The organism is Burkholderia sp. Cy-637 (assembly GCF_011753175.1).
Lineage (GTDB): Bacteria > Pseudomonadota > Gammaproteobacteria > Burkholderiales > Burkholderiaceae > Burkholderia > Burkholderia gladioli.
Window position 1 is genome coordinate 97,643 of sequence record NZ_VWWC01000004.1, and the last position, 20,010, is coordinate 117,652.

20 protein-coding genes and 1 pseudogene are annotated in these 20,010 nt (G+C 70.3%); 15 read left to right on the forward strand and 6 right to left on the reverse strand.

Annotation, left to right across the window (positions count from 1 at the left end; genetic code table 11):
- Positions 1-54 precede the first annotated feature (54 nt).
- Complete coding sequence (locus tag F3J10_RS02560) at positions 55-1,620, forward strand: methyl-accepting chemotaxis protein (protein ID WP_166913739.1); 1,566 nt, start codon at positions 55-57, stop codon at positions 1,618-1,620.
- Here F3J10_RS02560 and F3J10_RS02565 read toward each other — a convergent pair whose 3' ends face one another.
- Both F3J10_RS02565 and F3J10_RS02570 read right to left on the reverse strand, forming a co-directional pair.
- Positions 1,621-2,073, reverse strand: a complete 453-nt coding sequence (locus F3J10_RS02565; protein ID WP_345791182.1) for a GNAT family N-acetyltransferase — start codon at positions 2,071-2,073, stop codon at positions 1,621-1,623.
- A 16-nt stretch (positions 2,074-2,089) separates the two neighbouring features.
- Positions 2,090-3,013, reverse strand: coding sequence for a LysR substrate-binding domain-containing protein (locus F3J10_RS02570; RefSeq protein WP_166913737.1), 924 nt, complete (start codon positions 3,011-3,013; stop codon positions 2,090-2,092).
- Between the two features lie 145 nt (positions 3,014-3,158).
- Between F3J10_RS02570 and F3J10_RS02575 the strand changes: the two genes are divergently transcribed.
- The 5 genes from F3J10_RS02575 (at position 3,159) to F3J10_RS02595 (ending at position 9,729) form a co-directional block, all read left to right on the forward strand.
- On the forward strand, positions 3,159-4,187 hold the full coding sequence (locus F3J10_RS02575; protein ID WP_166913735.1) for a DUF1338 domain-containing protein: 1,029 nt from the start codon (positions 3,159-3,161) through the stop codon (positions 4,185-4,187).
- A gap of 292 nt (positions 4,188-4,479) precedes the next feature.
- Positions 4,480-5,640 (forward strand): branched-chain amino acid ABC transporter substrate-binding protein, encoded by a 1,161-nt coding sequence (locus tag F3J10_RS02580; RefSeq protein WP_167240872.1) that lies wholly within the window; start codon positions 4,480-4,482, stop codon positions 5,638-5,640.
- 163 nt (positions 5,641-5,803) lie between these two features.
- Positions 5,804-7,303 carry an aldehyde dehydrogenase family protein gene (locus tag F3J10_RS02585; protein ID WP_167240874.1) on the forward strand — a complete coding sequence of 500 codons (1,500 nt, stop codon included), beginning with the start codon at positions 5,804-5,806 and terminating at the stop codon, positions 7,301-7,303.
- A 12-nt stretch (positions 7,304-7,315) separates the two neighbouring features.
- A complete protein-coding gene (locus tag F3J10_RS02590; RefSeq protein WP_167233045.1) occupies positions 7,316-8,488 on the forward strand; it encodes an FAD-binding oxidoreductase in 1,173 nt (390 codons plus the stop codon).
- Positions 8,489-8,502: 14 nt separating this feature from the next.
- Complete coding sequence (locus F3J10_RS02595) at positions 8,503-9,729, forward strand: PLP-dependent aminotransferase family protein (protein ID WP_167240876.1); 1,227 nt, start codon at positions 8,503-8,505, stop codon at positions 9,727-9,729.
- A 146-nt stretch (positions 9,730-9,875) separates the two neighbouring features.
- On the opposite strand, the gene F3J10_RS02600 is transcribed toward F3J10_RS02595, so the two are convergent.
- On the reverse strand, positions 9,876-11,018 hold the full coding sequence (locus tag F3J10_RS02600) for a porin (protein ID WP_166913732.1): 1,143 nt from the start codon (positions 11,016-11,018) through the stop codon (positions 9,876-9,878).
- A gap of 295 nt (positions 11,019-11,313) precedes the next feature.
- On the opposite strand from F3J10_RS02600, the gene F3J10_RS02605 reads away from it, so the two are divergent.
- Together F3J10_RS02605 and F3J10_RS02610 are read left to right on the forward strand one after the other, a co-directional pair.
- Positions 11,314-12,033 (forward strand): response regulator, encoded by a 720-nt coding sequence (locus tag F3J10_RS02605; protein ID WP_043278131.1) that lies wholly within the window; start codon positions 11,314-11,316, stop codon positions 12,031-12,033.
- A gap of 157 nt (positions 12,034-12,190) precedes the next feature.
- Positions 12,191-13,186 (forward strand): SLAC1 anion channel family protein, encoded by a 996-nt coding sequence (locus F3J10_RS02610; RefSeq protein WP_167240878.1) that lies wholly within the window; start codon positions 12,191-12,193, stop codon positions 13,184-13,186.
- A gap of 75 nt (positions 13,187-13,261) precedes the next feature.
- Here F3J10_RS02610 and F3J10_RS02615 read toward each other — a convergent pair whose 3' ends face one another.
- The 3 genes from F3J10_RS02615 to F3J10_RS02625 all read right to left on the reverse strand — a co-directional run bounded on the left by F3J10_RS02615 (position 13,262) and on the right by F3J10_RS02625 (position 15,401).
- Positions 13,262-13,696 (reverse strand): Fur family transcriptional regulator, encoded by a 435-nt coding sequence (locus tag F3J10_RS02615; RefSeq protein WP_036055519.1) that lies wholly within the window; start codon positions 13,694-13,696, stop codon positions 13,262-13,264.
- Between the two features lie 308 nt (positions 13,697-14,004).
- Positions 14,005-14,709: an SDR family oxidoreductase gene (locus tag F3J10_RS02620; protein ID WP_166913726.1), complete on the reverse strand. Its 705-nt coding sequence runs from the start codon at positions 14,707-14,709 to the stop codon at positions 14,005-14,007.
- A gap of 104 nt (positions 14,710-14,813) precedes the next feature.
- Positions 14,814-15,401 carry a TetR/AcrR family transcriptional regulator gene (locus tag F3J10_RS02625; RefSeq protein WP_345791183.1) on the reverse strand — a complete coding sequence of 196 codons (588 nt, stop codon included), beginning with the start codon at positions 15,399-15,401 and terminating at the stop codon, positions 14,814-14,816.
- A gap of 338 nt (positions 15,402-15,739) precedes the next feature.
- Between F3J10_RS02625 and F3J10_RS02630 the strand changes: the two genes are divergently transcribed.
- The 7 genes and pseudogenes from F3J10_RS02630 to F3J10_RS02660 form a co-directional block, all read left to right on the forward strand.
- Complete coding sequence (locus tag F3J10_RS02630; RefSeq protein ID WP_017919560.1) at positions 15,740-16,054, forward strand: hypothetical protein; 315 nt, start codon at positions 15,740-15,742, stop codon at positions 16,052-16,054.
- A gap of 81 nt (positions 16,055-16,135) precedes the next feature.
- Positions 16,136-16,486, forward strand: a complete 351-nt coding sequence (locus F3J10_RS02635; protein WP_226284744.1) for a hypothetical protein — start codon at positions 16,136-16,138, stop codon at positions 16,484-16,486.
- A 12-nt stretch (positions 16,487-16,498) separates the two neighbouring features.
- On the forward strand, positions 16,499-16,945 hold the full coding sequence (locus tag F3J10_RS02640; RefSeq protein WP_167240880.1) for a hypothetical protein: 447 nt from the start codon (positions 16,499-16,501) through the stop codon (positions 16,943-16,945).
- 116 nt (positions 16,946-17,061) lie between these two features.
- Positions 17,062-17,394: a hypothetical protein gene (locus tag F3J10_RS02645; protein ID WP_226284743.1), complete on the forward strand. Its 333-nt coding sequence runs from the start codon at positions 17,062-17,064 to the stop codon at positions 17,392-17,394.
- Between the two features lie 325 nt (positions 17,395-17,719).
- Entirely contained in the window at positions 17,720-19,243 is a 1,524-nt protein-coding gene (locus tag F3J10_RS02650; protein WP_025097782.1) for an ATPase domain-containing protein, read from the forward strand.
- Positions 19,244-19,249: 6 nt separating this feature from the next.
- Positions 19,250-19,612 (forward strand): response regulator, encoded by a 363-nt coding sequence (locus F3J10_RS02655; protein ID WP_166913720.1) that lies wholly within the window; start codon positions 19,250-19,252, stop codon positions 19,610-19,612.
- Positions 19,613-19,767: 155 nt separating this feature from the next.
- Positions 19,768-20,010: pseudogene (locus F3J10_RS02660) on the forward strand (biliverdin-producing heme oxygenase); the annotation flags it as partial.

Consider the following 20,010-nt stretch of genomic DNA (forward strand, 5'->3'; position numbering starts at 1 on the left):
CGGCGTTCGCGGCTCGCCCAGGCCGCCGTTCCGTCCGATTCCTCGATGCCGACCATGTCCCGAACCCTCACGATCCGCGGCGGGCTCGCCGCCACGATTGCCGGCTGTACCGCGCTGCTGATGCTGGTGATCGCGGCTGCCGCGTTCTCGCTCGTCAAGAGCAATGGCGCGCTCGACGCGATGTACCGCGACGACACCGCCTCGGTGGTGCACCTCAAGACCAGCTCCGAGCGCATGCTGATGCTGCGCGTGGGCCTGGGCAACGTCGAGCAGATCATCAGCGCGGGCAAGCCGGCCGGCGACGAGATCCGCCGCCTGCATGCGCTGCTCGACGAGAGCAATCGCGAGCTCGATGCCTATCGCGCCCTGCACGCGCCCGACGCGGCCGAGAAGAGCTTGCTGGACACCATGCTGGCCCGGCGCGACCGGCTGCTGTCGCAGGCCTTCGCCAAGGGCCTCAAGCAGCTCGACAGCGACAACCTGGTCGACTTCCTCGGCACCCAGCGCGACATGCCCAGCGCCTGGTTCGACGAGTACCAGCAGGCGCTCACCGCGCTGGAGGCCTTCCAGGTCGAGCGCCAGCGCGCCCGCTTCGAGCAGGCCGCGCGGCGCTTCGACATGACGCTGGCGGGTTTCGGCATCGCCGCGCTGGTGGCGCTGGTGGCCGGCTTCATCGCGCATCGCGGCCTGGCGCGCGCGATCGTCGGGCCGATCGACGCGGCCGTGGGGCACTTCGCCAGGATCGCGGCGGGCGACCTGACCGGGCGCATCGAGATCGGCCGGGGCAACGAGATGGACCGGCTGCTGGCCGCCCTCGACGAGATGCGCGGCCACGTGGCCGGGGTGGTCGGCAAGGTGCGCGAGGGCACCGACGCGATCCGGCTCGACGCGCGCGACATCGCCGGCGGCAATCGCGACCTGTCGGCGCGAGCCGGCCAGCAGGCCTCCTCGCTGCAGCAGGCCGCGGCCAGCATGGAACAGTTGACGGCGACGGTGCGCCAGAATGCCGACAACGCGCACGACGCCAGCGCGCTGGCCACGCGCGCCTCCGAGATCGCCACCCGTGGCGGCGAGGTGGTGCGCCGCGTGGTGCGCACCATGGACGCGATCGCCGACAGCTCGACGCGCATCGTCGGCATCGTCGGCGTGATCGAGAGCATCGCGTTCCAGACCAACATCCTCGCGCTCAACGCGGCGGTCGAGGCGGCCCGCGCCGGCGACCAGGGGCGCGGCTTCGCGGTGGTGGCCAGCGAGGTGCGCCAGCTCGCGCAGCGCTCGGCCGCGGCGGCCAAGGAGATCAAGGAGCTGATCTCGGCCTCCAGCACGAACGTCGGCGAGGGCAGCGCGCTGGTCGGCCAGGCCGGCGCGACCATGGACGAGATTCTCGGCGCGGTGCGCAGCGTCAACGCCATCATGGCCGACATCAGCCTGGCCTCGCGCGAGCAGTCGGCGGGCATCGAGCTGGTCAATGCCAGCGTGGTGCAGATGGAGGCGAGCACGGCCCACAACGCGGCCCTGGTCGAATCGGCCTCGGCCAGCTCGGCCTCGCTGGAGCGGCAGAGCGAGAGCCTGCACGCGGCCGTGTCGTGGTTTCGGGTGGTGGAGGGGGCGGCGGCCTGATCAGCGGCGCGGGCCGTCGCGAGGCTCGCGCAGGTAGTGGATATCCCATTCGGCCTCGTCGGTCCACACGAAGCCGTGCCGCTGGTAGAAGCGGTTCGAGGCGCTGCCGCGCAGCGCGCCCACGCGGATCGGCGCGGCCTGCGCGTCGGCCTCGGCGAAGATCGCCGCCAGCACGGCCGCGCCGATGCCCCGGCCCTGCATGGCCGGCTCGATATAGAGGTGGTCGAGCAGCCAGGGTCGCGTCTGGCGACGCAGCAGCACGAAGCCGGCGCGCACGCCGTCGGCCTCGACGAAGCGGCAATCGGCCGGCGTGAAGCCGGCCAGGAAGCGCTCGCGCGCCCGCTTCGGATCGAAGCGGCCGAGCGCTTCCAGGCTCTCGCGCATCGCCGCAATGCGGATCGCCACCAGCGCCTCGACGTCGTCCAGGGTGGTCGGGGAAAGATCCAGGATCACGGCCGATCATTCCCCTTCATTGCTGCGCCTCGGCATACTCGCGCGCCTGCCCCAGCAGCCACTCGCGAAACGCCTCCAGCGGCTTGCTGTGGCTCAGCTCGGTCGGGTAGACGAGGTAATAGGCCGCGTCGTCGCGCATCGCCTCGCGCGCGGCGGCCGGCACCGCGTAGGGCACCACCACGCCCAGCTGCGCCTCGCGCCCGTCGACGAAGAACTTCGGCACCAGCGCGATGCCGAGCCCGGCCGCCGCCGCGCTGATCAGCATGGTGTGCAGCTCGTAGCGGTCGCCCTGCATGGTGCCGTGGTCCTCCACGCCGAGCGCGCCGAACCAGCGCGACCAGCCGTCGGGCCGCGTGGTGGAGTGCAGCAGCGGATAGGCCAGCAGCTCGTGCGGCTTGCGCACCGCCTTCCTCAGCAGCGCCGGCGCGCACACCGGCACCACTTCCTCGCCGAACAGGTAGTCGGCCGCGGCGCCGGGCCAGGTCGGCTTGCCGTAATGAATCGCCGCCTCGAAGTGCGACTCCTCGAAGGAGAAGATGCCGGTGCGCGCGCCCATGTTGACCCGCACCTCGGGACATCGCTCGTAGAAATCCTTCAGGCGCGGGATCAGCCACTGAGAGGCGAAGGTCGGCAGCACCGCCAGCTCCAGGTAGCTGCCGCCGCTGCCGTGCGCGATGATCGACAGCGTGTCGCGGTCGAGGTTCTCCAGCGCGCGCCGCACCTGGGTGCTGTAGAGCCGGCCCGCGCGCGTGAGCACCACGCGCTGCTTGGCGCGCACGAACAGGCGCACGCCGAGGCTGGCCTCCAGCGTCGCGATCTGCCGCGAGATCGCGCTTTCCGTCAGGAACAGTTCGCGCGCCGCGTAGGTGAAGCTCTGGTGGCGGGCCGCCGCCTCGAAGGCCAGCAGCGCGCCCATGTTCGGGATCTTGAATTTGCGCATGTTGATTCCGAAAACGCATCAAGTGGCAATTTTATCTCGCTTTACGCCGGCCGCGGCCATTTCGAATAATGCGTCCGGAGCAAGCCAGCCCATGCGCCGCCCGCGCGGCGAGGCCGGCTGGCCAGAGACCCCGACGAGATCCCCGATGCGCAATTCGAACCTGCAAGCCCTGTTGACCACCCTGCTCGGCGAGCCGAAGACCGACGCCCTGTTCGCCACGCTGAACCTGCCGCCGCTGCTGGCGGATTGGGAAGACGGCACGGTCACGCGCGCCGAGCTGGCCCAGGCGATGAACATGGCGCTGTTCGAGGACCTGCTGGAGCGCTCGCCGAACGGCCGCGACTACACGCGCGATGCGATCGCAGCCGGCGGCTCGGTGTTCTTCGACCACGGCGCGCTGCGCACCGTGCGCTGGCGCGAGACCGGCGCGCTGCCGCCGGGCGAGGCCGCCTTCGCGCGGATCCTGCGCCCGCTGGGCTTTCGCCTGAACGGCCGCTACCCGCTCGACAAGCTCGGCATGACCGGCCGCGCCTACGCCCACGAGGACGCGCCCGACGACATCGCGCAGTTCTTCGTCAGCGAGCTTCATCCCGAACGCTTCTCGACCGAATTCCAGCAGGCGGTCAGCCGCGTGCTGCGCACCTCGCGCGACCCGCTCACGCCCGAGGCGCTCGGCCTGCTCTGGGAGCTGGAGCGCGACGGCACGCTGCCGCTCGAGGCCGCGCACCGGCTGCTGCCGGCGATCGTCGGCGCCTTCGCGCGCCAGCACGAGGTGCCGAGCGTCGACGACTACGAGCTGCTGCTGGCCGAATCGGCCGAGATGGCCTGGATCGCCACCGAGGGCAATGCCTTCAACCACGCCACCGACCGCGTGGCCGACGTGTTCGCGCTGGCCGAGGCCGAGAAGGCCAAGGGCCGGCCGATGAAGCCGGAAGTCGAGCGCTCGCGCTCGGGCCGCGTGTTCCAGACCGCCTATCGCGCCGACATCGTGGAGCGCCAGTTCCGCACCGCCGAGGGTCGCATCCTCTCGCGCAGCGTGCCGGGCTCGTTCTACGAATTCATCACGCGCAAGCGCGAGTTCGACCGCGCGACGCACCAATGGAAGCTCGACCTGCGTTTCGACGCCGGCAACGCCCAGGGCATCTTCAAGATGACCGCCAACGCGGGGCGCTGAGCCGGCCGCGCGGCCCGGCGCGCCTTGCGGTGCCGGGCTTGATGAGCAAAGTGCAAGAGGTGGTGCGTGGAAGTCGTTTGATCCGCCGTTTCCGGCTGCCGACAATCGGCGCTCCCGCCAGGCCGCCAGGCAGCGCCGGCCGCCATCGACCCATGTTCCGCCGGCACGCCGCGAGCGTGCCGGACCCGACCAGGAAGACCCCGACTCACAGGCAGCACCCGCAAGTCCACTGCCGACAGCGCCCCGGCGCCCCGGCGCCGCCCCCGATTCCCGTTCCCGAAGGAAGCGTCCCATGAGATTCCCGCCGAGATTTGCCCGCCGCGCCGTGCTGTCCGCCCTCGTGCTCGCCTGTGCCGCGGGCGCTTCCGGGGCCGCGCTGGCGCAGGAAATCGTCAAGATCGGCGTGGCCAGCCCGCTGACCGGCAGCGCCGCCGCCTACGGCAAGGACATCGAGAGCGGCGTGCGGATGGCGGTGGACGAGGCCAATGCCGGGCACCCGGTGATCGGCGGCAAGCCGGTGAAGTTCGTGGTCGATTCGCAGGACGACCAGGGCGACCCGCGCGTCGGCGTGCAGGTCGCCCAGCAACTGGTGGACGACCACGTGGCCGCGGTGGTGGGCCACTTCAACTCCGGCACCACGCTGCCGGCCTCGAAGATCTACGCGAAGGCCGGCATTCCGATGCTCACGCCCGCCGCCACCAATCCCGACATCACGCGCGCCGGGCTGGACACGGTCTACCGCGTGATCGCCAACGACATCCAGAACGCCGGCAACGCGGGCGAATACGCCGCGGCCGTGACCAAGGCCAAACGCATCGCGATCATCGACGATCGCACCGCCTTCGGCCAGGGCGAGGCCGACCAGTTCGAGAAGGCCGTCAAGGCCAACGGCGGCACGGTGGTGACGCGCGAATTCGTGTCGGACAAGGCGGTCGATTTCAGCGCCCAGCTCACCCGCATCAAGAGCACCAATGCCGACCTGGTGTTCTTCGGCGGGCTCGACGCGCAGGCCGCGATGCTGGTCAAGCGGATGCGCCAGCTCGGCATGCGCGCGCAGTTCCTGGCCGGCGGCGGCGTGATGAACGCGAACTTCATCAAGCTCGCGGGCCCGGCCGGCGAGGGCGCCTCGGTCTGGGAATACGGCCAGCCGCTCGAGCGCCTGGCACGCGGCAAGACCTTCGCGACCGACTTCCGCCGCAAGTACGGCGTGGACATGCTGGCCTACGCGCCGTTCGCCTACGACGCCGCCTGGATCGCGATCCGCGCCATGCAGAAGGCCAACAGCACCGCGCCGGCGGTCTACAACGCGGCGCTCAAGAGCACCCGCTACGACGGCATCACCGGCACCATCGCCTTCATGCCGAACGGCGACCTGAAGCAGCCCAGCTCGACGCTCTACGAAGTGAAGAGCGCGGCCTGGGTACCCGTCACCACGCGCCAGAGTGTCGAATGACGCCGCTGGCCGATGAGGATCCGGTGCGCCGCATGGCGCGCCTCGGTCCGAGGCGCGCCATGCGGCGGCGGCTCGGCGACCATCGCGTCGAGGGGCCGCCGCGCCCGCGGCGACGCGGCCCCATGAATCCCTTTTCCGCATTCCCCAATCCAGAGGTGGCAACGTGAACGCAGCAAGCATCCTTTCCGAACTCGGCATCGACCATCTCGTCCAGGGCGGCGAACTCGCCGTGCATTCGCCGATCGACGGCCAGCTGATCGCCCGCGTGGCGACCCAGGGCGAGGCCGAGGTCGACGCGGCCCTGGCCGCCGCCCAGCAGGCCTTCCTGGCCTGGCGCGAAGTGCCGGCGCCGCGTCGCGGCGAGCTGGTGCGGATCCTCGGCAACAAGCTGCGCGAGAAGAAGCCGGCGCTCGGCGCGCTGATCACGCTGGAGGCCGGCAAGATCCTGCAGGAAGGGCTGGGCGAGGTGCAGGAGATGATCGACATCTGCGATTTCGCGGTGGGCCTGTCGCGCCAGCTCTACGGCCTGAGCATCGCCTCGGAGCGCCCCGGCCACCGGATGGCCGAGACCTGGCATCCGCTGGGCGTGTGCACGGTGATCTCGGCCTTCAACTTCCCGGCCGCGGTGTGGTCCTGGAACGCGGCGCTGGCCCTGGTGTGCGGCAACGCGGTGATCTGGAAGCCTTCCGAGAAGACCCCGCTGACCGCGCTGGCCACCCACCAGATCCTGCTCGACGCGCTGCGCGAATTCGGCGACGCGCCGGCCGGCCTGGCCGCCGTGATCAACGGCGGCCGCGAGATCGGCGCCAAGCTGGTGGCCGATCCGCGCTCGAACATCGTCAGCGCCACCGGCAGCACCGAGATGGGCCGCAAGGTCGGCGTCGAGGTGGCGCGCCGCTTCGGCCGCTCGCTGCTGGAGCTGGGCGGCAACAACGCCGGCATCGTCTCGAACACCGCCAACATGGAGCTCGCGCTGCGCGGCATCCTGTTCTCGGCGGTCGGCACCGCGGGCCAGCGCTGCACCACGCTGCGCCGCCTGTTCGTGCACGAGAGCATCTACGACGAGACCGTCGAGAAGCTCAAGACGCTGTACGCCAAGGTGCGCATCGGCAACCCGCTGGAAGCCGGCACCCTGATGGGCCCGCTGATCGACAGCGGCTCCTTCGACCGCATGCAGTCGGCGCTGGAGCAGGCGCGCCGGGAAGGCGGCAAGGTCACCGGCGGCGAGCGCCACGCGGTGGCGGGCAGCGAGGGCGGCTTCTACGTGCGCCCGGCGATCGTCGAGATGCCCGCGCAGACGGCGGTGGTGCTGACCGAAACCTTCGCGCCGATCCTCTACGTGCTGAAGTACCAGCGCTTCGAGGACGCGATCGCGGCCAACAACGCCGCCTCGCACGGCCTGTCGTCCTGCGTGTTCACCACCGACATGCGCGAGAGCGAGCGCTTCCTGTCCTCGGCCGGCAGCGACTGCGGCATCGCCAACGTCAATATCGGGCCGAGCGGCGCCGAGATCGGCGGCGCCTTCGGCGGCGAGAAGGAAACCGGCGGCGGCCGCGAGTCGGGCTCGGATGCGTGGAAGGCCTACATGCGCCGCGCCACCAACACCGTCAACTACTCGTCGGCGCTGCCGCTCGCGCAGGGCATCGACTTCAACATCGGCTGAACGGAGCGCGGCATGAGTTCCCGGATCGTCATCATCGGCGGCGGCGTGATCGGCAGCGCGGTCGCGTACTTCCTGCGGGCCGCCGACCCGAGCGTCGCGGTGACCGTGATCGAGCGCGATCCGACCTACGCGCGCTCGTCCTCGGCGCTGTCGGCGGCCTCGATCCGCCAGCAGTTCTCCACGCCGCTGTCGATCCGCATGTCGCTGTTCGGCATCGCGTTCCTGCGCGAGCTGGGCGAGCGGCTGGCGATCGACGGTGTCAAGCCCTCGATCGACCTGCACGAGGGCGGCTACCTGTTCCTCGCCACGCCGGCGGGCGAGGCCACGCTGCGCGAGAACCACGCGCTGCAACTGGCCGAGGGCGCGCAGATCCGCTACCTGGAGCGCGAGGCGCTGGCCGCCGGCTTTCCCTGGCTCAACGTCGAGGATCTCGCCGCCGGCTGCTACGGCGAGCGCGGCGAGGGCTGGTTCGACGGCTACGGGCTGGTGCAGGCGCTGCGCAAGAAGGCGCAGTCGCTCGGCGCGCGCTACCTGCCCAGCGAGGCGGTGGACCTGGTGCGCGAGGGGCGGCGCATCACCCATGTGGTGAGCGCCGACGGCGAGCGCCATGCCTGCGATACCGTGGTCAACGCGGCCGGCGCCTGGGCGCGCCGCATCGCCGAGCTGGCCGGCGTCGAGATCCCGGTGTTCGCGCGCCGCCGCAGCATCTTCAACGTGTCCTCGCCGGCGCGGCTGGAACGCTGCCCGCTGCTGATCGACCCGAGCGGCGTCTACTTCCGTCCCGAGGGACGCACCTATCTGTGCGGCACCTCGCCCGCGCCCGATCGCGATCCCGACGACCTGCCGCTCGACGAGGTCGACCACGCGCTGTTCGACGAGGTGATCTGGCCGACGCTCGCGCATCGCGTGCCGGGTTTCGAGGCGCTGCGCGTCGAGAACTGCTGGTCGGGCTACTACGAGTACAACGTGTTCGACCACAACGCGATCATCGGCTACCACCCCGAGGTCGAGAACTGCATCTTCGCCAACGGCTTCAGCGGCCACGGGCTGCAGCAGGGGCCGGCCACCGGGCGCGGCGTCAGCGAGCTGATCCTGCATGGCCGCTACACCACGCTGGACCTGTCCGAGCTCGACTGGACGCGCGTGCTGGAAAACCGGCCGATCGTCGAGAAGAACGTGGTCTGAGGGAGGGCCCGCCCATGTATGACTTCACCGCCCCGTTTCGCGAACCGGCCGGCTCGCCGATCCGCGAGCTGTTCCGCTACCTCGGCCTGCCGGGGATGATCTCGTTGGCCGGCGGTTATCCGGCCGCCGGGCTGTTCGATACCGAGGGGCTGGAGCGCGCCGCGCAGCGTGCCTATGCCAAGCCGGTGCGCTGCCTGCAATACGGGCCCACCGACGGGCTGCCCGAGCTGAAGGAGGCGCTGGCCGCGCGGCTGGCCTCGCGCGGCGCGTCCTGCCGGCCCGAGGAGCTGGTGGTGACCACCGGCTCGCAGCAGGGGCTCGACCTGCTGCTGCGCGTGCTGGTGGCGCCGGGCGACCTGGTGCTGACCGAGCAGCCCGCCTATCCGGCCACGCTGGCCGCGCTGCGCCTGGCGCAGGTGCGCATCGTCACGCTGCCGACCGACGGCGCGGGGCTGGATGTCGAGGCGCTGGCCGAGCTGCTCGATTCGGGGCGCGTGGCGCGGCCCAAGCTGCTCTACACGGTGCCGACCTTCGCCAATCCGACCGGCGCCACGCTCACGCGCGAACGGCGCCTGGCGCTGCTCGCGCTGGCCGCGCGGCATCGCTTCGTGATCGTCGAGGACGATCCCTACGCGGACCTGCGCTTCGCCGGCGAGCCGGTGCCCTCGATGCTGGCGCTGTCGGACCAGGTGCCGGGCTCGCGCGACTGGGTGGTGCATTTCGCCAGCCTGTCGAAGATCGTCGCGCCGGGGCTGCGGGTAGGCTGGACCGTGGCGCCCGCCGAGATCGCCCGGCGTTGCACCATCGCCAAGCAGACCGTCGACCTGTGCAGCTCGCCGTGGACCCAGGCGATCGCCGCCGAGTACCTGGCCGAGGGCGCGCTGGAACGGCATCTGCCGGTGATCGCCGCGGCCTATCGCGACAAGTGCGATGCGCTCTGCGACGGGCTGGACGCCGCGCTGGGCGACGCGATCGACTTCCATCGTCCCGAGGGCGGCCTGTTCGTGTGGGCGCGCATCGGCGGCGCGGAATCGGCGGCGCTGCTCAAGCAGGCGATCGCGCAGAACGTGATCTTCGTGCCGGGGCGCGCGTTCTACGAGGACGGTGTCGATCTTTGCGCGCTGCGCCTGTCGTTCGCGGCGCCCGCGCCCGGCGATATCCGCGAGGGCGTGCGGCGCCTGAAGCTCGCGCTCGACGCGACGCTGGCGGGCGAGGACGTGGTGGTGGCAGCCGGGCGCTAGGCGCGCCGGTCGCGAAAGCGGGCCATGAAGAGAGTCGGCAACCCAAGCCGGCCATCGAGCGCGATGCCGCCCGGCATCGCCGGAACCTGAGACGCCGGGCATCTGGTGTGCCCGGCACCCCCCTTCCTTCTTTCCTTCCTTCGCGTTCAGAACTTGTGGCGCATGCCGATGCCGGCCACCGTCTGCTGGCTGGTGCTCGACGGCGTCTGGCCGCTGACGTCGGCGCCCAGGCCCGAGCCGTCCGCGCTGATGCGCTGGTAGCTGACCTGGGCATACAGATCGGTGGTCTTCGACAGCAGGTAGTCGGCCTGCAGCGACACTTCGTGCCAATGCGGATGATGCCCGCCCGTCGCGTTCGAGATGCTGCCCTGCGTGTAGGTGTATTCGCCGTTCAGGTTGAGGTAGGGCGTGAGCAGGTAGCCGGCGTTCAGCTCGTAGTTGCTGAAGCTCGCGCCCTGGCCGTTCTGCGCCAGGTTCAGGCCGTTCGCGCCGTTGATGGTGTTCAGCCCGCCCAGCTGCGTGCGGGTCCAGACCATGCCGAGCAGGGCCGGCCCCACGCGATAGTTCAGCCCCGCGCCGTAGGTGCGCTGCTGGGCGGCGACGAAGGTGCGCTCGGTCAGCGTGATCGCGCCGTTGGTGTTGGCGCTGCCGCCGTTGTTGGCCTGCAGGTAGCCGGCCGCCACCGTCAACGGCCCCTGGTGGTAGGAGGCGCCGGCGCTGTAGAGCCGGTTGTCGTCGAAGCCGCCGGCCTCGTTCGAGAACGCGTAGAGCGTGCCGAACGTCAGGCCGTGGAAATCCGGGCTCGCGTACTTGATGGCGTTGTTGACGCGAAACGAGTTGTTGAGGTTGTCGTTGTCGTAGGGATGCGCCGACAGGTTGTTGCCGCCCGGATGATGGCCGGTGAAGCTCAGCGGCGCGAGATAGTCGACCACCGAGTCGTACTGGCGGCCCACCGTCAGCGTGCCGGCGTCGCGATTGGCCAGGCCCGCCCACGACTGGTAGCCGAACAGGCGCCCGCCCTGGCGCAGCGAGCCGTTCATCACGCTGAAGCCGTTCTCGAGCGCGAAGATCGCCGCGGTGCCGCCGCCCAGGTCCTCGCGGCCGGCGATGCCCCAGTGGCTGCCGGTCACCGTGCCGCTGGCGGCCTGGAACTGCTTGCTGCCGGCCGCGTTGCTGGTATAGACCAGCCCGGCGTCGATCACGCCGTACAGCGAAACGCTGCTCTGCGCATGGGCGCCGCAGGTGCTCAGGGCCGCGCACGCGGCGACTGCGAAAGTCGTCTGCTTCATCGATGTCTGTCGTCGGAAGAAAAAGGGGGCCGCGTGCCGGCCTGGGCGTCTCGTCCGCGTGGTCGGAACCACCGCGCGAGCCGCTTGCGCGGGCGTCGCGAAACGCGCCGCTGTTGCCTCGCGAGCGGCAAAAATGGCGTGATATATTCGCGAAACACGAACGATTTTTATTTACAGCGCGAGACTCTAAAGGCCGTTTGTAATGGCGTTGTGTTGACGCCGGGCCTTTTTGTAATGGATTGCGTTGGCGCGATACCGGCGCTTTTCCAGCAGGTGCCTTTCCCCGAACATGGCGATGGATCACATCCTGGTCGTCGACGACGACCCTCACATCCGGCAACTGCTGCAGGACTACCTGCGCGAGATGGGCTACCAGGTCCAGGTGGCCGCCGACGGTGCCCAGATGAAGCAGATCCTGCGGCGCGCCAGCATCGACCTGGTGGTGCTGGACCTGATGCTCGACGGCGAGGACGGCCTGGACCTGACGCGCGACCTGCGTCGCGAGCAGGGCGTGCCGATCATCATCCTGTCCGCGCGCGGCGGCCTGCTCGACCGGATCCTCGGGCTCGAGATGGGCGCCGACGACTACCTGCCCAAGCCCTTCGACCCGCGCGAGCTGGTCGCCAAGATCAAGGTGGTGCTGCGCCGCACGCGCGCCGTGCCGGGCGGCGGCGCGCGCGGCGGCGAGGCCAGCGCCTGGATCGGCTTCGCCGGCTGGCGGCTCGATACGCGCATGAAGCAGTTGCTGTCGCCCGAGGGCCTGGTGGTCTCGCTCGGCGGCTCCGACTACCGCACCCTGCGCACCCTGCTCGATCATCCGAACCGGCCGCTGTCGCGCGAATTCCTGCTCGATCGCGTGTTCGACAAGGGGCTCACGCCGCTCGATCGCTCGATCGACGTGTGCGTGAGCCGGCTGCGCCAGACGCTCGGCGACGATGCCCGGAAGGCCATGCTGATCCGCACCGTGCGCAACGAGGGCTACATGCTGGTGGCCGAGGTCAGCCACGAGGCCTGAGGCTCGAACCGAAGCTCCGGCGCCGCGCGGGATGGGCGGCGCGGGCCCGCGCGACACGGTTTCGCCTGTCATCCTTCCCCGGTAGAGTTCGAGTGACGCCGGCCGCGCCAGGCCGGCACGGTCCCGCATCCCTCACTCGATACGACAAAGGCAAGCCATGGGAGACACAGCAAGCCAGGTACTCAAGTCGCCCTCGCAGCTCGACTACCTGCCGGTGAGCCTGTTCGGCTCGGTGATGGGCCTGGTCGGGCTCGCCGTCGCCTGGCGCGAGGCCGCCCGCCTGTACGGCGTGCCGGGGGCGATCGCCGATCTCGTCGGGTTCCTCGCGATCGTGGTGTTCGTCGCGCTGCTGCTGGCTTACGGCTGGAAATGCCTGAGCGCGCGGGCCGCCGTGATGACGGAGTTTCGACATCCGGTGGCCGGCAGCCTGTTCGGCACCGTCTGGATCAGCCTCTTGCTGCTGCCCATCGTGCTGGTGCGCCTCGATCGCGCGCTCGCGTTCGGCATGTGGGTGGTGGGGGCGGCCGGCATGATGCTGTTCGCCTGGCATATCGTCGGCCGCTGGATGAGCGACCGCCAGCACGCCGCGCATGCCACGCCGGCCTGGATCATCCCGGTGGTCGGGCTGCTCGACCTGCCGCTGGCGATGCCGGCGCTGGGCCTGCCCGCCGCCTCGGGGCTCGGCGTGTTCGCCCTGGCGGTCGGGCTGTTCTTCGCGATCCCGCTGTTCACGCTGATCTTCTCGCGCCTGCTGTTCGAGGCGCCGATGCCCGACGCGATGCGTCCTTCGCTGATGATCCTGGTCGCGCCGTTCGCGGTCGGCTACTCGGCCTACACGACCGTGACCGGCCAGCACGACCTGTTCGCCACCGCCCTCTACATGCTGAGCCTGTTCATGCTCGCCGTGCTGGCCGGGCAGATGCGCCATCTGGCGGCCTGCTGCCCGTTCCGCGTGTCCTGGTGGGCGGTCAGCTTTCCGCTGGCCGCCTCCGCGATCTGCGCGCTGCGCTACGCCGGCGCCAGCCCCGGCGCTTTCACGAACGGCGTCGCCTGGCTGCTGCTGGGCGTGACCAGCCTGGTCATCGCCGGCTTGCTGCTGCGTACGCTCAAGGGGCTGTTCAGCGGCGAGCTGCGTACCCTGAGCGGCAGCTAGATCGAGACGCCCGGCGCCCCTTGGTGCCGCGGGCGCGCTCGAGCCGGTTGCCGCCCGCGAGGCCGGGCCGGCCCCTCAATGCACGGCAGCGTTCGGCGCCGACTCGCAGTCGGCGCAGACCCCGAACAGCACATGCCGATACGCCTGGTAATGGAAGCCGTGCGCGGCCGCGAGCCTCGCCTGCTGGCGCTCGAACTCGGGATCGCGCAGGTCGCGGATCGTCTCGCAGCGCGTGCAGACCAGGTGGATGTGCTGCTCGCCACGATTGAGCTCGTAGACCAGCTTGGCCGAGCCGACCGAGGAGCCGACGATCAGCGAGGCTTCCTGCAGGTTGGCCAGCGCCCGGTAGATGCTCGACAGGCTGTAGTTCATCTCGCCGCTGAGCGCCTGGAACACCTGGTCGACCGTGTAGTGCGCGGCCGGCTCGTCGTGGAACAGCTTGAGAACCGCCACGCGCGCCGCGGTGGGCCGCATCTGGACGCGCTTCAGTTCCGAATAGATCGCTTTCATGGGGTGGATATCGTTGTTTTGTCGGTGCCGCGTGTGGTGTGCGGCGCCGCCATGGCGGGCCGCATCCGGAGTAACACCGGATCGACGCGAATATTCCAGGGGCGGGAGTGAAAAAAACGTCAAGGCGCGGCGGGGAGCCGCGAAGGCGGGAGAGGGCCGGGGGCGCCCGGGCGGGCGCGGCAGGTTCGGCGCGCTTCGATATCGCGCCGGGAAGGATGGGGCGGGGCAGGCGCGCAAGCGCGGCGCCCGGCCCGGATGGCCGGCAGCGGCAGGCGTCGCCTGCCGCCGGTCGCGCCGGGAGCGCGGGATCAGCCGGCCCGCGGGCCCTGCAGGTAGATGCCGGAGGACAGGCCCTGCTTGACCTGGCGCGTGATCTCGTCCACCAGCACTTCCTCCTCGCCGGCCTCGAGCGCGTCGAGCGTGGTGCGCACCACGTCCTCGGGGCGCGCCTTCGGCACGTCGAACTGGCGAATCATGTCGGTGTCGATGTAGCTGGCGTGGAAACCCGTCACCAGCGTGCCCTGCTCGCGCAGCTCGTTGCGCAGGCCGTTGGTCAGCGCCCAGGCGGCCGCCTTGCTGACGGCGTAGCCGGCGATCATCGGCGAGTTCGCCCAGCTCAGGATCGACAGCATGTTGAGCAGCGCGCCGCCGCCGTTGCGGCCGAGCACGCCGGCGAAGGCGCGCGTCACGTTCAGCACGCCGATCAGGTTGGTCTCGAGCTGCTCGCGCAGCACCGGCAAACCCTCGTCGGACAGCAGGCTGCCGAGCCGGCCGATCCCGGCGTTGTTGATCAGCACGGTGACGTCGCCGCATTCCCGCGCGGCGGCCTCGGCCTGTTCCGGCCGGGTCACGTCGAGCTGGATCGGGATCACGCCGGGCAGGGTCACCGTGGCCGGGTCGCGCGCGGCCGCGTAGACCTTGGCGGCGCCGCGCGCCAGCGCCTGTTTCGCGAGTTCGAGGCCGAGGCCGCGATTCGCCCCGGTGATGAAGACGACGGAACCTTCGAGTTTCATGGAAGCATCCTTGCGCGCAGCGCGCCTTGAGTTGATATGACGATCGTCATATTTCGGATCGGAAAAAAGCCCCGGTGGCGATCCAGGCCGGCCGGGGCGGGAGCTCAGGCCGGCGCGTAGCGCGCCAGCAGTTCGCGTTTGGCGGCCGCCAGCACGGCGCGGCCTTCCTCGTTGTCGCCCAGCGCGCGCGCCAGTTGCAGCGCGCCGAGCATGGTGCCGGTGATCGACCAGGCGGTGTCGTCGGGGTAGCCGGGCGGCAGCGCCCGCAGCACATGGCGCTGGAGCCGGCGCGCCACCTCGCGCGAGGCCTCCACCACGTCGCCCGATTGCGCCGGTATCTCGGAGGCCAGCGCGGCCATCGCGCAGCCGCGCTCGCGATCGCCGATCACGCCGGGATACAGGTAGGTTTCGACCATTGCCTGGAACGGGCTCAGGCCGGCCGCCACCAGCCGCGCCGCATGCGCGTCCATGGTCAGCATGCTGTCGGCGGCGGCGTGCTCGACGGCCGCGCACAGCAGCGCGTCGCGCGAGGCGAAGTGCGCGTAGAAGCCGCCGTGGGTGAGGCCGGCTTCCTTCATCACCTCGGCGATGCCGACGCCGTGGAAACCGGCGCGCCGCACCGCGCGACTGCCGACCTCGAGGATCCGCTCGCGCGAGGCTTCCTTGCGCAGGCTATGGGCTGATTTCTTCATCGGGTTCATCCGGCGAGTTCATATGATGCTCGTAATATGACGTGCATCATATGTGCTGGCGGCCGCGGCAGGCAAGCGGTTTTTCAAGGGCGGGAAGACGGCGGCCATCACGAGTCCCCCACCTGCCGTTTCCGCTCGCCCGGGCCGCCGATCCTCCTGCGTTTTCCTTGCCCGCGGGCCGTCCCCCGGGACTGGCCCGATTCTTGCCCATTCCCTGCGCCGATCGGAGCCGATCGCCCGCCGTGCCAAGCGGGAAGCGCTTCGACAGCCGGCATGCGACATGCCGATTTACCAAGGTGCTGGCTTGAATTGTAATTTTTACAACAAGGAAAAGACCAATGAACGAGATTCAATTCGTCAGGTTGGTAGTCGTCGCGCTGTTCGCGATGGTCTGCTGGTCGATGTGGGACGCCCTTCGCGTGGCGGTGCGCAGCCCGCTCGACGGCCCGGTGCGCCGCGCGCAGACGATGGTCCGGCTGATGCGCGCGGTGGTCTACGCGGCGCTGCTGTACGTGCTGTCGGCCTGGGGCGCCTACCAGGCCTGGTTCGCCGGCTCGGTGGTGTCCTGGACGCTGGCCACGCTGCTGGTCACGGGCGGGGCGACCGGCGCCTACCTGGGCTGGGTGTACCTGACCGTGAGGCCGCCGGCCTGACACCGTGGTCCCGCACCTTGGCCGTACTTTCGATGCCTCGTCCGGCCCGGCCGGGGCTCCCCTGATTCCGCAGGACATCCGATGATGATTCCGACCCAGACCGCACAAGACACGCTGGCGGCGCTCGCGCGCGCCGGCTTCGAGATCAGCCTGCCGCTTTCGATCGCGCCGGTGCGCGAGGAGCGCGACTACCGCGCGCTGGTCGCGGCCGGCCTGATGGCCCTGAACCTGCCCGCCGACGCCTGGGCCGACACCGAGATGTGGGCGGTGGTGGCCGCCTACGCGAACGTGCACGGGCTGGTGCCGATCACCGAGCTGCAGGCGGCCAGGCTGCGCCTGACGCCGTTCGAGACCGGCGCGGCCAACACGGTGATCGCGCTGGCCGCGCGCATCGCCACGCTGGCGGTCGCGCCCGGCCGGCGCGCGGCCTGAGGCGCGGGCGGCATGAAACGACGTCAACTGAGCAAGGCGCAATTGCTGCCGCTGCCGGCCGACTACCTGCGGCGGATGCAGTTGCGCCACCATCTCGCGCTGGCTTCGCTGCGCGCGGCCCGGGCGAGCCCGGAGCAATTGGCGCTGCTGCTCAGCACGATCCAGATCGCCTACCTGCTGCGCGCGCCGTCGCAGGCAGGCAGCGCCCGCGAGGCCGACCAGGCGCTGTTCTCGCGTGCCGAGCGCACGCTCGAGCAGTGTTATGCGCGCCTCAGCGAGGGCGCGCCGGTATTGCTGCACGAGCACGAGCGCGGCGACCTGGAGCGCATCGTGACCGACTACGACGCGCGCCTGGTCGCGCTGCCCGCGCATCGCTACGCCGATGCCCAGGCGGAGCTGCACCACCACGTCTTCACCGGGCGCTCGCCGATTCCGGCGCAGCGGTCGCAGGCCGCCTGAGGTGCCCCGGTTTCTGCAATCGCATTGAAAAAACGCATCATCCGGCCCGCTCGCGGGCGCGGCCGGCCCTGCACCGCTTTCCGATTCGAGGTTCGTCCATGTATGAAAAAACGCCGATGTCCGGCCCGCGGCCGGACGCCCCGCGCCGCGTCGACGGCATCGTGTTCCATCTCGCCCTGAACGGCAGCTGGATCGAGACCATCGGCACGCCCTTCGAGTGCCGCGGCCGGACCTGGGCCGTGCATCGCTCGCCGCTGTTCGCGCCGGACAGCCATCCGCGCTACACCGTCTCGGACGTCGAGACCGGGCGCGGCCTGCGGCGCATCCTCGAGCCGAGCATCGAGGCGGCCCGCGCGGTGGCCACCGCGGTGATCGAGGCGATGCCGCTGCCGGTCTGGACCAAGATGGTCCGGCTGCCGCAGGTCGCCGCGGTGATGGCCGCCGCCTGAGCCTCGCGCCTTCGCGGCCCGCCGTGCCCGGCACACGGCGCACGGTGGCGCCTTCGATCGCGTCACGGCCGCGAATGCATGCACGGGCGGCGTGATACGACCCGCCCGCGCATCGCCATGCATGCGCCGCGCGCATCCACCGTTTCCTTTCTCCTCGCCGCCGTGAGCGGGCCCGGCATTTGCTCCGTTTCATCATGATCTGTCGTGACGATATGCGGGGCGCCGTCGGTCGCTCACGTTAGAATCGCAAAAACCGAGCCGCCCGTCACGGACGGCATTGCGCCCGGTCCGCCGGGACCGGCCACCGACATCTGAACGACTGAACATGACCCAGGAAGACTCCGCGCCCCAACATCCGGCGCCCGACCCGAAGCCGAGCTCGCCGTCCGAAGCGCGGCTGCCCGACAACGTGGAGACGGGCGTGCCGGGTCTCGACGAGATCCTCGGCGGGGGTTTCGTCCGCGGCGGCCTCTACCTGATCGAGGGCATGGCCGGCGCGGGCAAGACCATCCTGTCGAGCCAGATCGGCTTTCACCGCGTGCGCCAGGGCGAGCGCGTGCTCTACATGACGCTGATCGCCGAATCGCACGACAAGCTGCTCGGCCATCTGCGCGGGCTCGAGTTCTTCGACCAGTCCGCCGTGGCGCAGCAGATGATGTTCGTGTCCGGCTACCACGAGCTGATGAAGGACGGCCTGGACGGCTTCCTGAAGCTGATCGCCGCGAGCCTGGCGAACTACCGCCCGGGCCTGTTGATCATCGACGGCTTCCGCAGCGCGCGCGAATTCAGCGAGACCGAGCTCTCGCTGTCGAAGTTCATCCACGAGCTCAATGCGCTGGTGGCGGCGATGGACTGCACCACGCTGCTGCTCGCGCCGCTCTCGGGCAACGAACCGCATCCCGAGCACACCCTGGTGGACGGCCTGATCGAGCTGAACCGCTACAGCGACGGCATGCGCCGCGCGCGCGAGATCGAGGTCCACAAGATGCGCGCGCGCAACCACCTGCTCGGCAAGCACTTCTTCCGCATCACCGCCAGCGGCCACGCCATGTACCCGCGCCTGGAGGCCCGCTACGCCAACCTCGAGGACGAGCGCGACCTGCGCCAGCGGCTCGACACCGGCCTGCCGCACCTCGATCACCTGATCGGCGGCGGCTTCGTGCGCGGCTCGACCACCACCGTGATCGGGCCGGCCGGGGTCGGCAAGACCCTGCTCGCGCTGCAGTTCCTGCAGGCCGGCATCGCGCGCGGCGAGAAGGTGGTCTACCTGGGCTTCTACGAATCGCCGCAGCGCCTGATCGGCAAGGCCGAGGCGGTCGGCATCCGGCTGCGCGAGGGCTTCGCCGACGGTCGCCTCACCATGCAGTGGCAGCCCGCCGTCGAGCTCGAGGTGGACGAGCTGGCCGCCACCACGCTCGCGCTGATCCGCCGGCTCGGCGCCTCGCGGCTGGTGATCGACGGCATGGAGGGCTTCCGCGATTCGGCATTGCGGCCCGCGCGTTTCGGGCTGTTCCTCAATGCCTTCACGCATGCGCTGCGCGACTCGGGCATCACCACCATGCTGACCGAGGAACTGCCGCTCTATGCGGATCCCTCGCACGGCAAGGGCATGCGCCTGTCGGCGCTGACCGAGAACCTGATCCTGCTGCGCTACGTGGAAGCCGATGGCCGCCTGCGTCGCATGGTGTCGGTGGTCAAGCAGCGCGAGAGCGCGCACGACACCTCGCTGCGCGAGCTGGTCATCAAGTCCGACGGGCTCGACGTCACGCCGAATGCGATCGGCGCGGCGGGGCTGCTGTCGGCGCAAGGGCTGACGACCATGCTGCATCGGCCGATGACGGACGGCTAGTTGCTGATGAAGACCATCCTGATCGTGGACGACGAGTTCGACATGCTGACCGTCTGGCGTCTGCTGCTGGAGCAGTGCGGCTATGCGGTGATCACGGCGTCGAACGGCGCGATCGCGCTCGACCGCGTGAGGGAAACCCTGCCGGACCTGATCGTGACCGACTACATGATGCCGGTGATGACGGGCGCCGAGCTGTGCGCGGCGCTGGCGCGCGAGCCCGACTGGCGCCGGATCCCGGTGATCCTCTGCAGCGCGGCGGTCGAGATCCCGGTGCCGCCCGGCGCCCAGGTCGAGACCGCGCGCAAGCCGCTGTCCTTCGATACGCTGCACGGCATGATCCGGCGCCGGCTCGGCGAAGGGGCCGACTGAGCGCGGCGGGTAGTGCATCAAAATGCGTGCGCCGATGTCGCTGTCATGCGATAGTCGCGGAACTGTCGGCGGTGCCGAGTCCATCCGGCGCCGCTCCGGCACGATCCGCCGCCTTCCTGCCGCGCGCGGCGGAGCCAACCGAGGAACCCATTCCGATGCTGGACGAGATTCGACCGGCCGATGCCCACGAGGCGTCGCCGTCCACCTCCATGGCCGGGCGCGCGGCAGCGCCCGCCATGCAGGCGACGCCGCCGGTGCTGGCGCGGCTGCGCGAGGCCACCGGCGAGCAGCATGAGCTGCTGCACGGCCTGATGCCGCTCGCGGCGCCGTCCCCCACGCTTTCCGATTACCTTTCCCACCTGCTGGTGCTGCGTGCCTGGCTGGCGCCGCTCGAGCCC

Bases quoted from the DNA above. Each gene is read 5' to 3' on its own strand.
- F3J10_RS02560 (WP_166913739.1), top strand. From the start codon at position 55: ATGTCCCGAACCCTCACGATCCGCGGCGGGCTCGCCGCCACGATTGCC.
- F3J10_RS02570 (WP_166913737.1), bottom strand. From the start codon at position 3,013: ATGCGCAAATTCAAGATCCCGAACATGGGCGCGCTGCTGGCCTTCGAG.
- F3J10_RS02575 (WP_166913735.1), top strand. From the start codon at position 3,159: ATGCGCAATTCGAACCTGCAAGCCCTGTTGACCACCCTGCTCGGCGAG.
- F3J10_RS02580 (WP_167240872.1), top strand. From the start codon at position 4,480: ATGAGATTCCCGCCGAGATTTGCCCGCCGCGCCGTGCTGTCCGCCCTC.
- F3J10_RS02590 (WP_167233045.1), top strand. From the start codon at position 7,316: ATGAGTTCCCGGATCGTCATCATCGGCGGCGGCGTGATCGGCAGCGCG.
- F3J10_RS02595 (WP_167240876.1), top strand. From the start codon at position 8,503: ATGTATGACTTCACCGCCCCGTTTCGCGAACCGGCCGGCTCGCCGATC.
- F3J10_RS02600 (WP_166913732.1), bottom strand. From the start codon at position 11,018: ATGAAGCAGACGACTTTCGCAGTCGCCGCGTGCGCGGCCCTGAGCACC.
- F3J10_RS02605 (WP_043278131.1), top strand. From the start codon at position 11,314: ATGGATCACATCCTGGTCGTCGACGACGACCCTCACATCCGGCAACTG.
- F3J10_RS02610 (WP_167240878.1), top strand. From the start codon at position 12,191: ATGGGAGACACAGCAAGCCAGGTACTCAAGTCGCCCTCGCAGCTCGAC.
- F3J10_RS02615 (WP_036055519.1), bottom strand. From the start codon at position 13,696: ATGAAAGCGATCTATTCGGAACTGAAGCGCGTCCAGATGCGGCCCACC.
- F3J10_RS02620 (WP_166913726.1), bottom strand. From the start codon at position 14,709: ATGAAACTCGAAGGTTCCGTCGTCTTCATCACCGGGGCGAATCGCGGC.
- F3J10_RS02625 (WP_345791183.1), bottom strand. From the start codon at position 15,401: ATGAAGAAATCAGCCCATAGCCTGCGCAAGGAAGCCTCGCGCGAGCGG.
- F3J10_RS02630 (WP_017919560.1), top strand. From the start codon at position 15,740: ATGAACGAGATTCAATTCGTCAGGTTGGTAGTCGTCGCGCTGTTCGCG.
- F3J10_RS02635 (WP_226284744.1), top strand. From the start codon at position 16,136: ATGATGATTCCGACCCAGACCGCACAAGACACGCTGGCGGCGCTCGCG.
- F3J10_RS02640 (WP_167240880.1), top strand. From the start codon at position 16,499: ATGAAACGACGTCAACTGAGCAAGGCGCAATTGCTGCCGCTGCCGGCC.
- F3J10_RS02645 (WP_226284743.1), top strand. From the start codon at position 17,062: ATGTCCGGCCCGCGGCCGGACGCCCCGCGCCGCGTCGACGGCATCGTG.
- F3J10_RS02650 (WP_025097782.1), top strand. From the start codon at position 17,720: ATGACCCAGGAAGACTCCGCGCCCCAACATCCGGCGCCCGACCCGAAG.
- F3J10_RS02655 (WP_166913720.1), top strand. From the start codon at position 19,250: ATGAAGACCATCCTGATCGTGGACGACGAGTTCGACATGCTGACCGTC.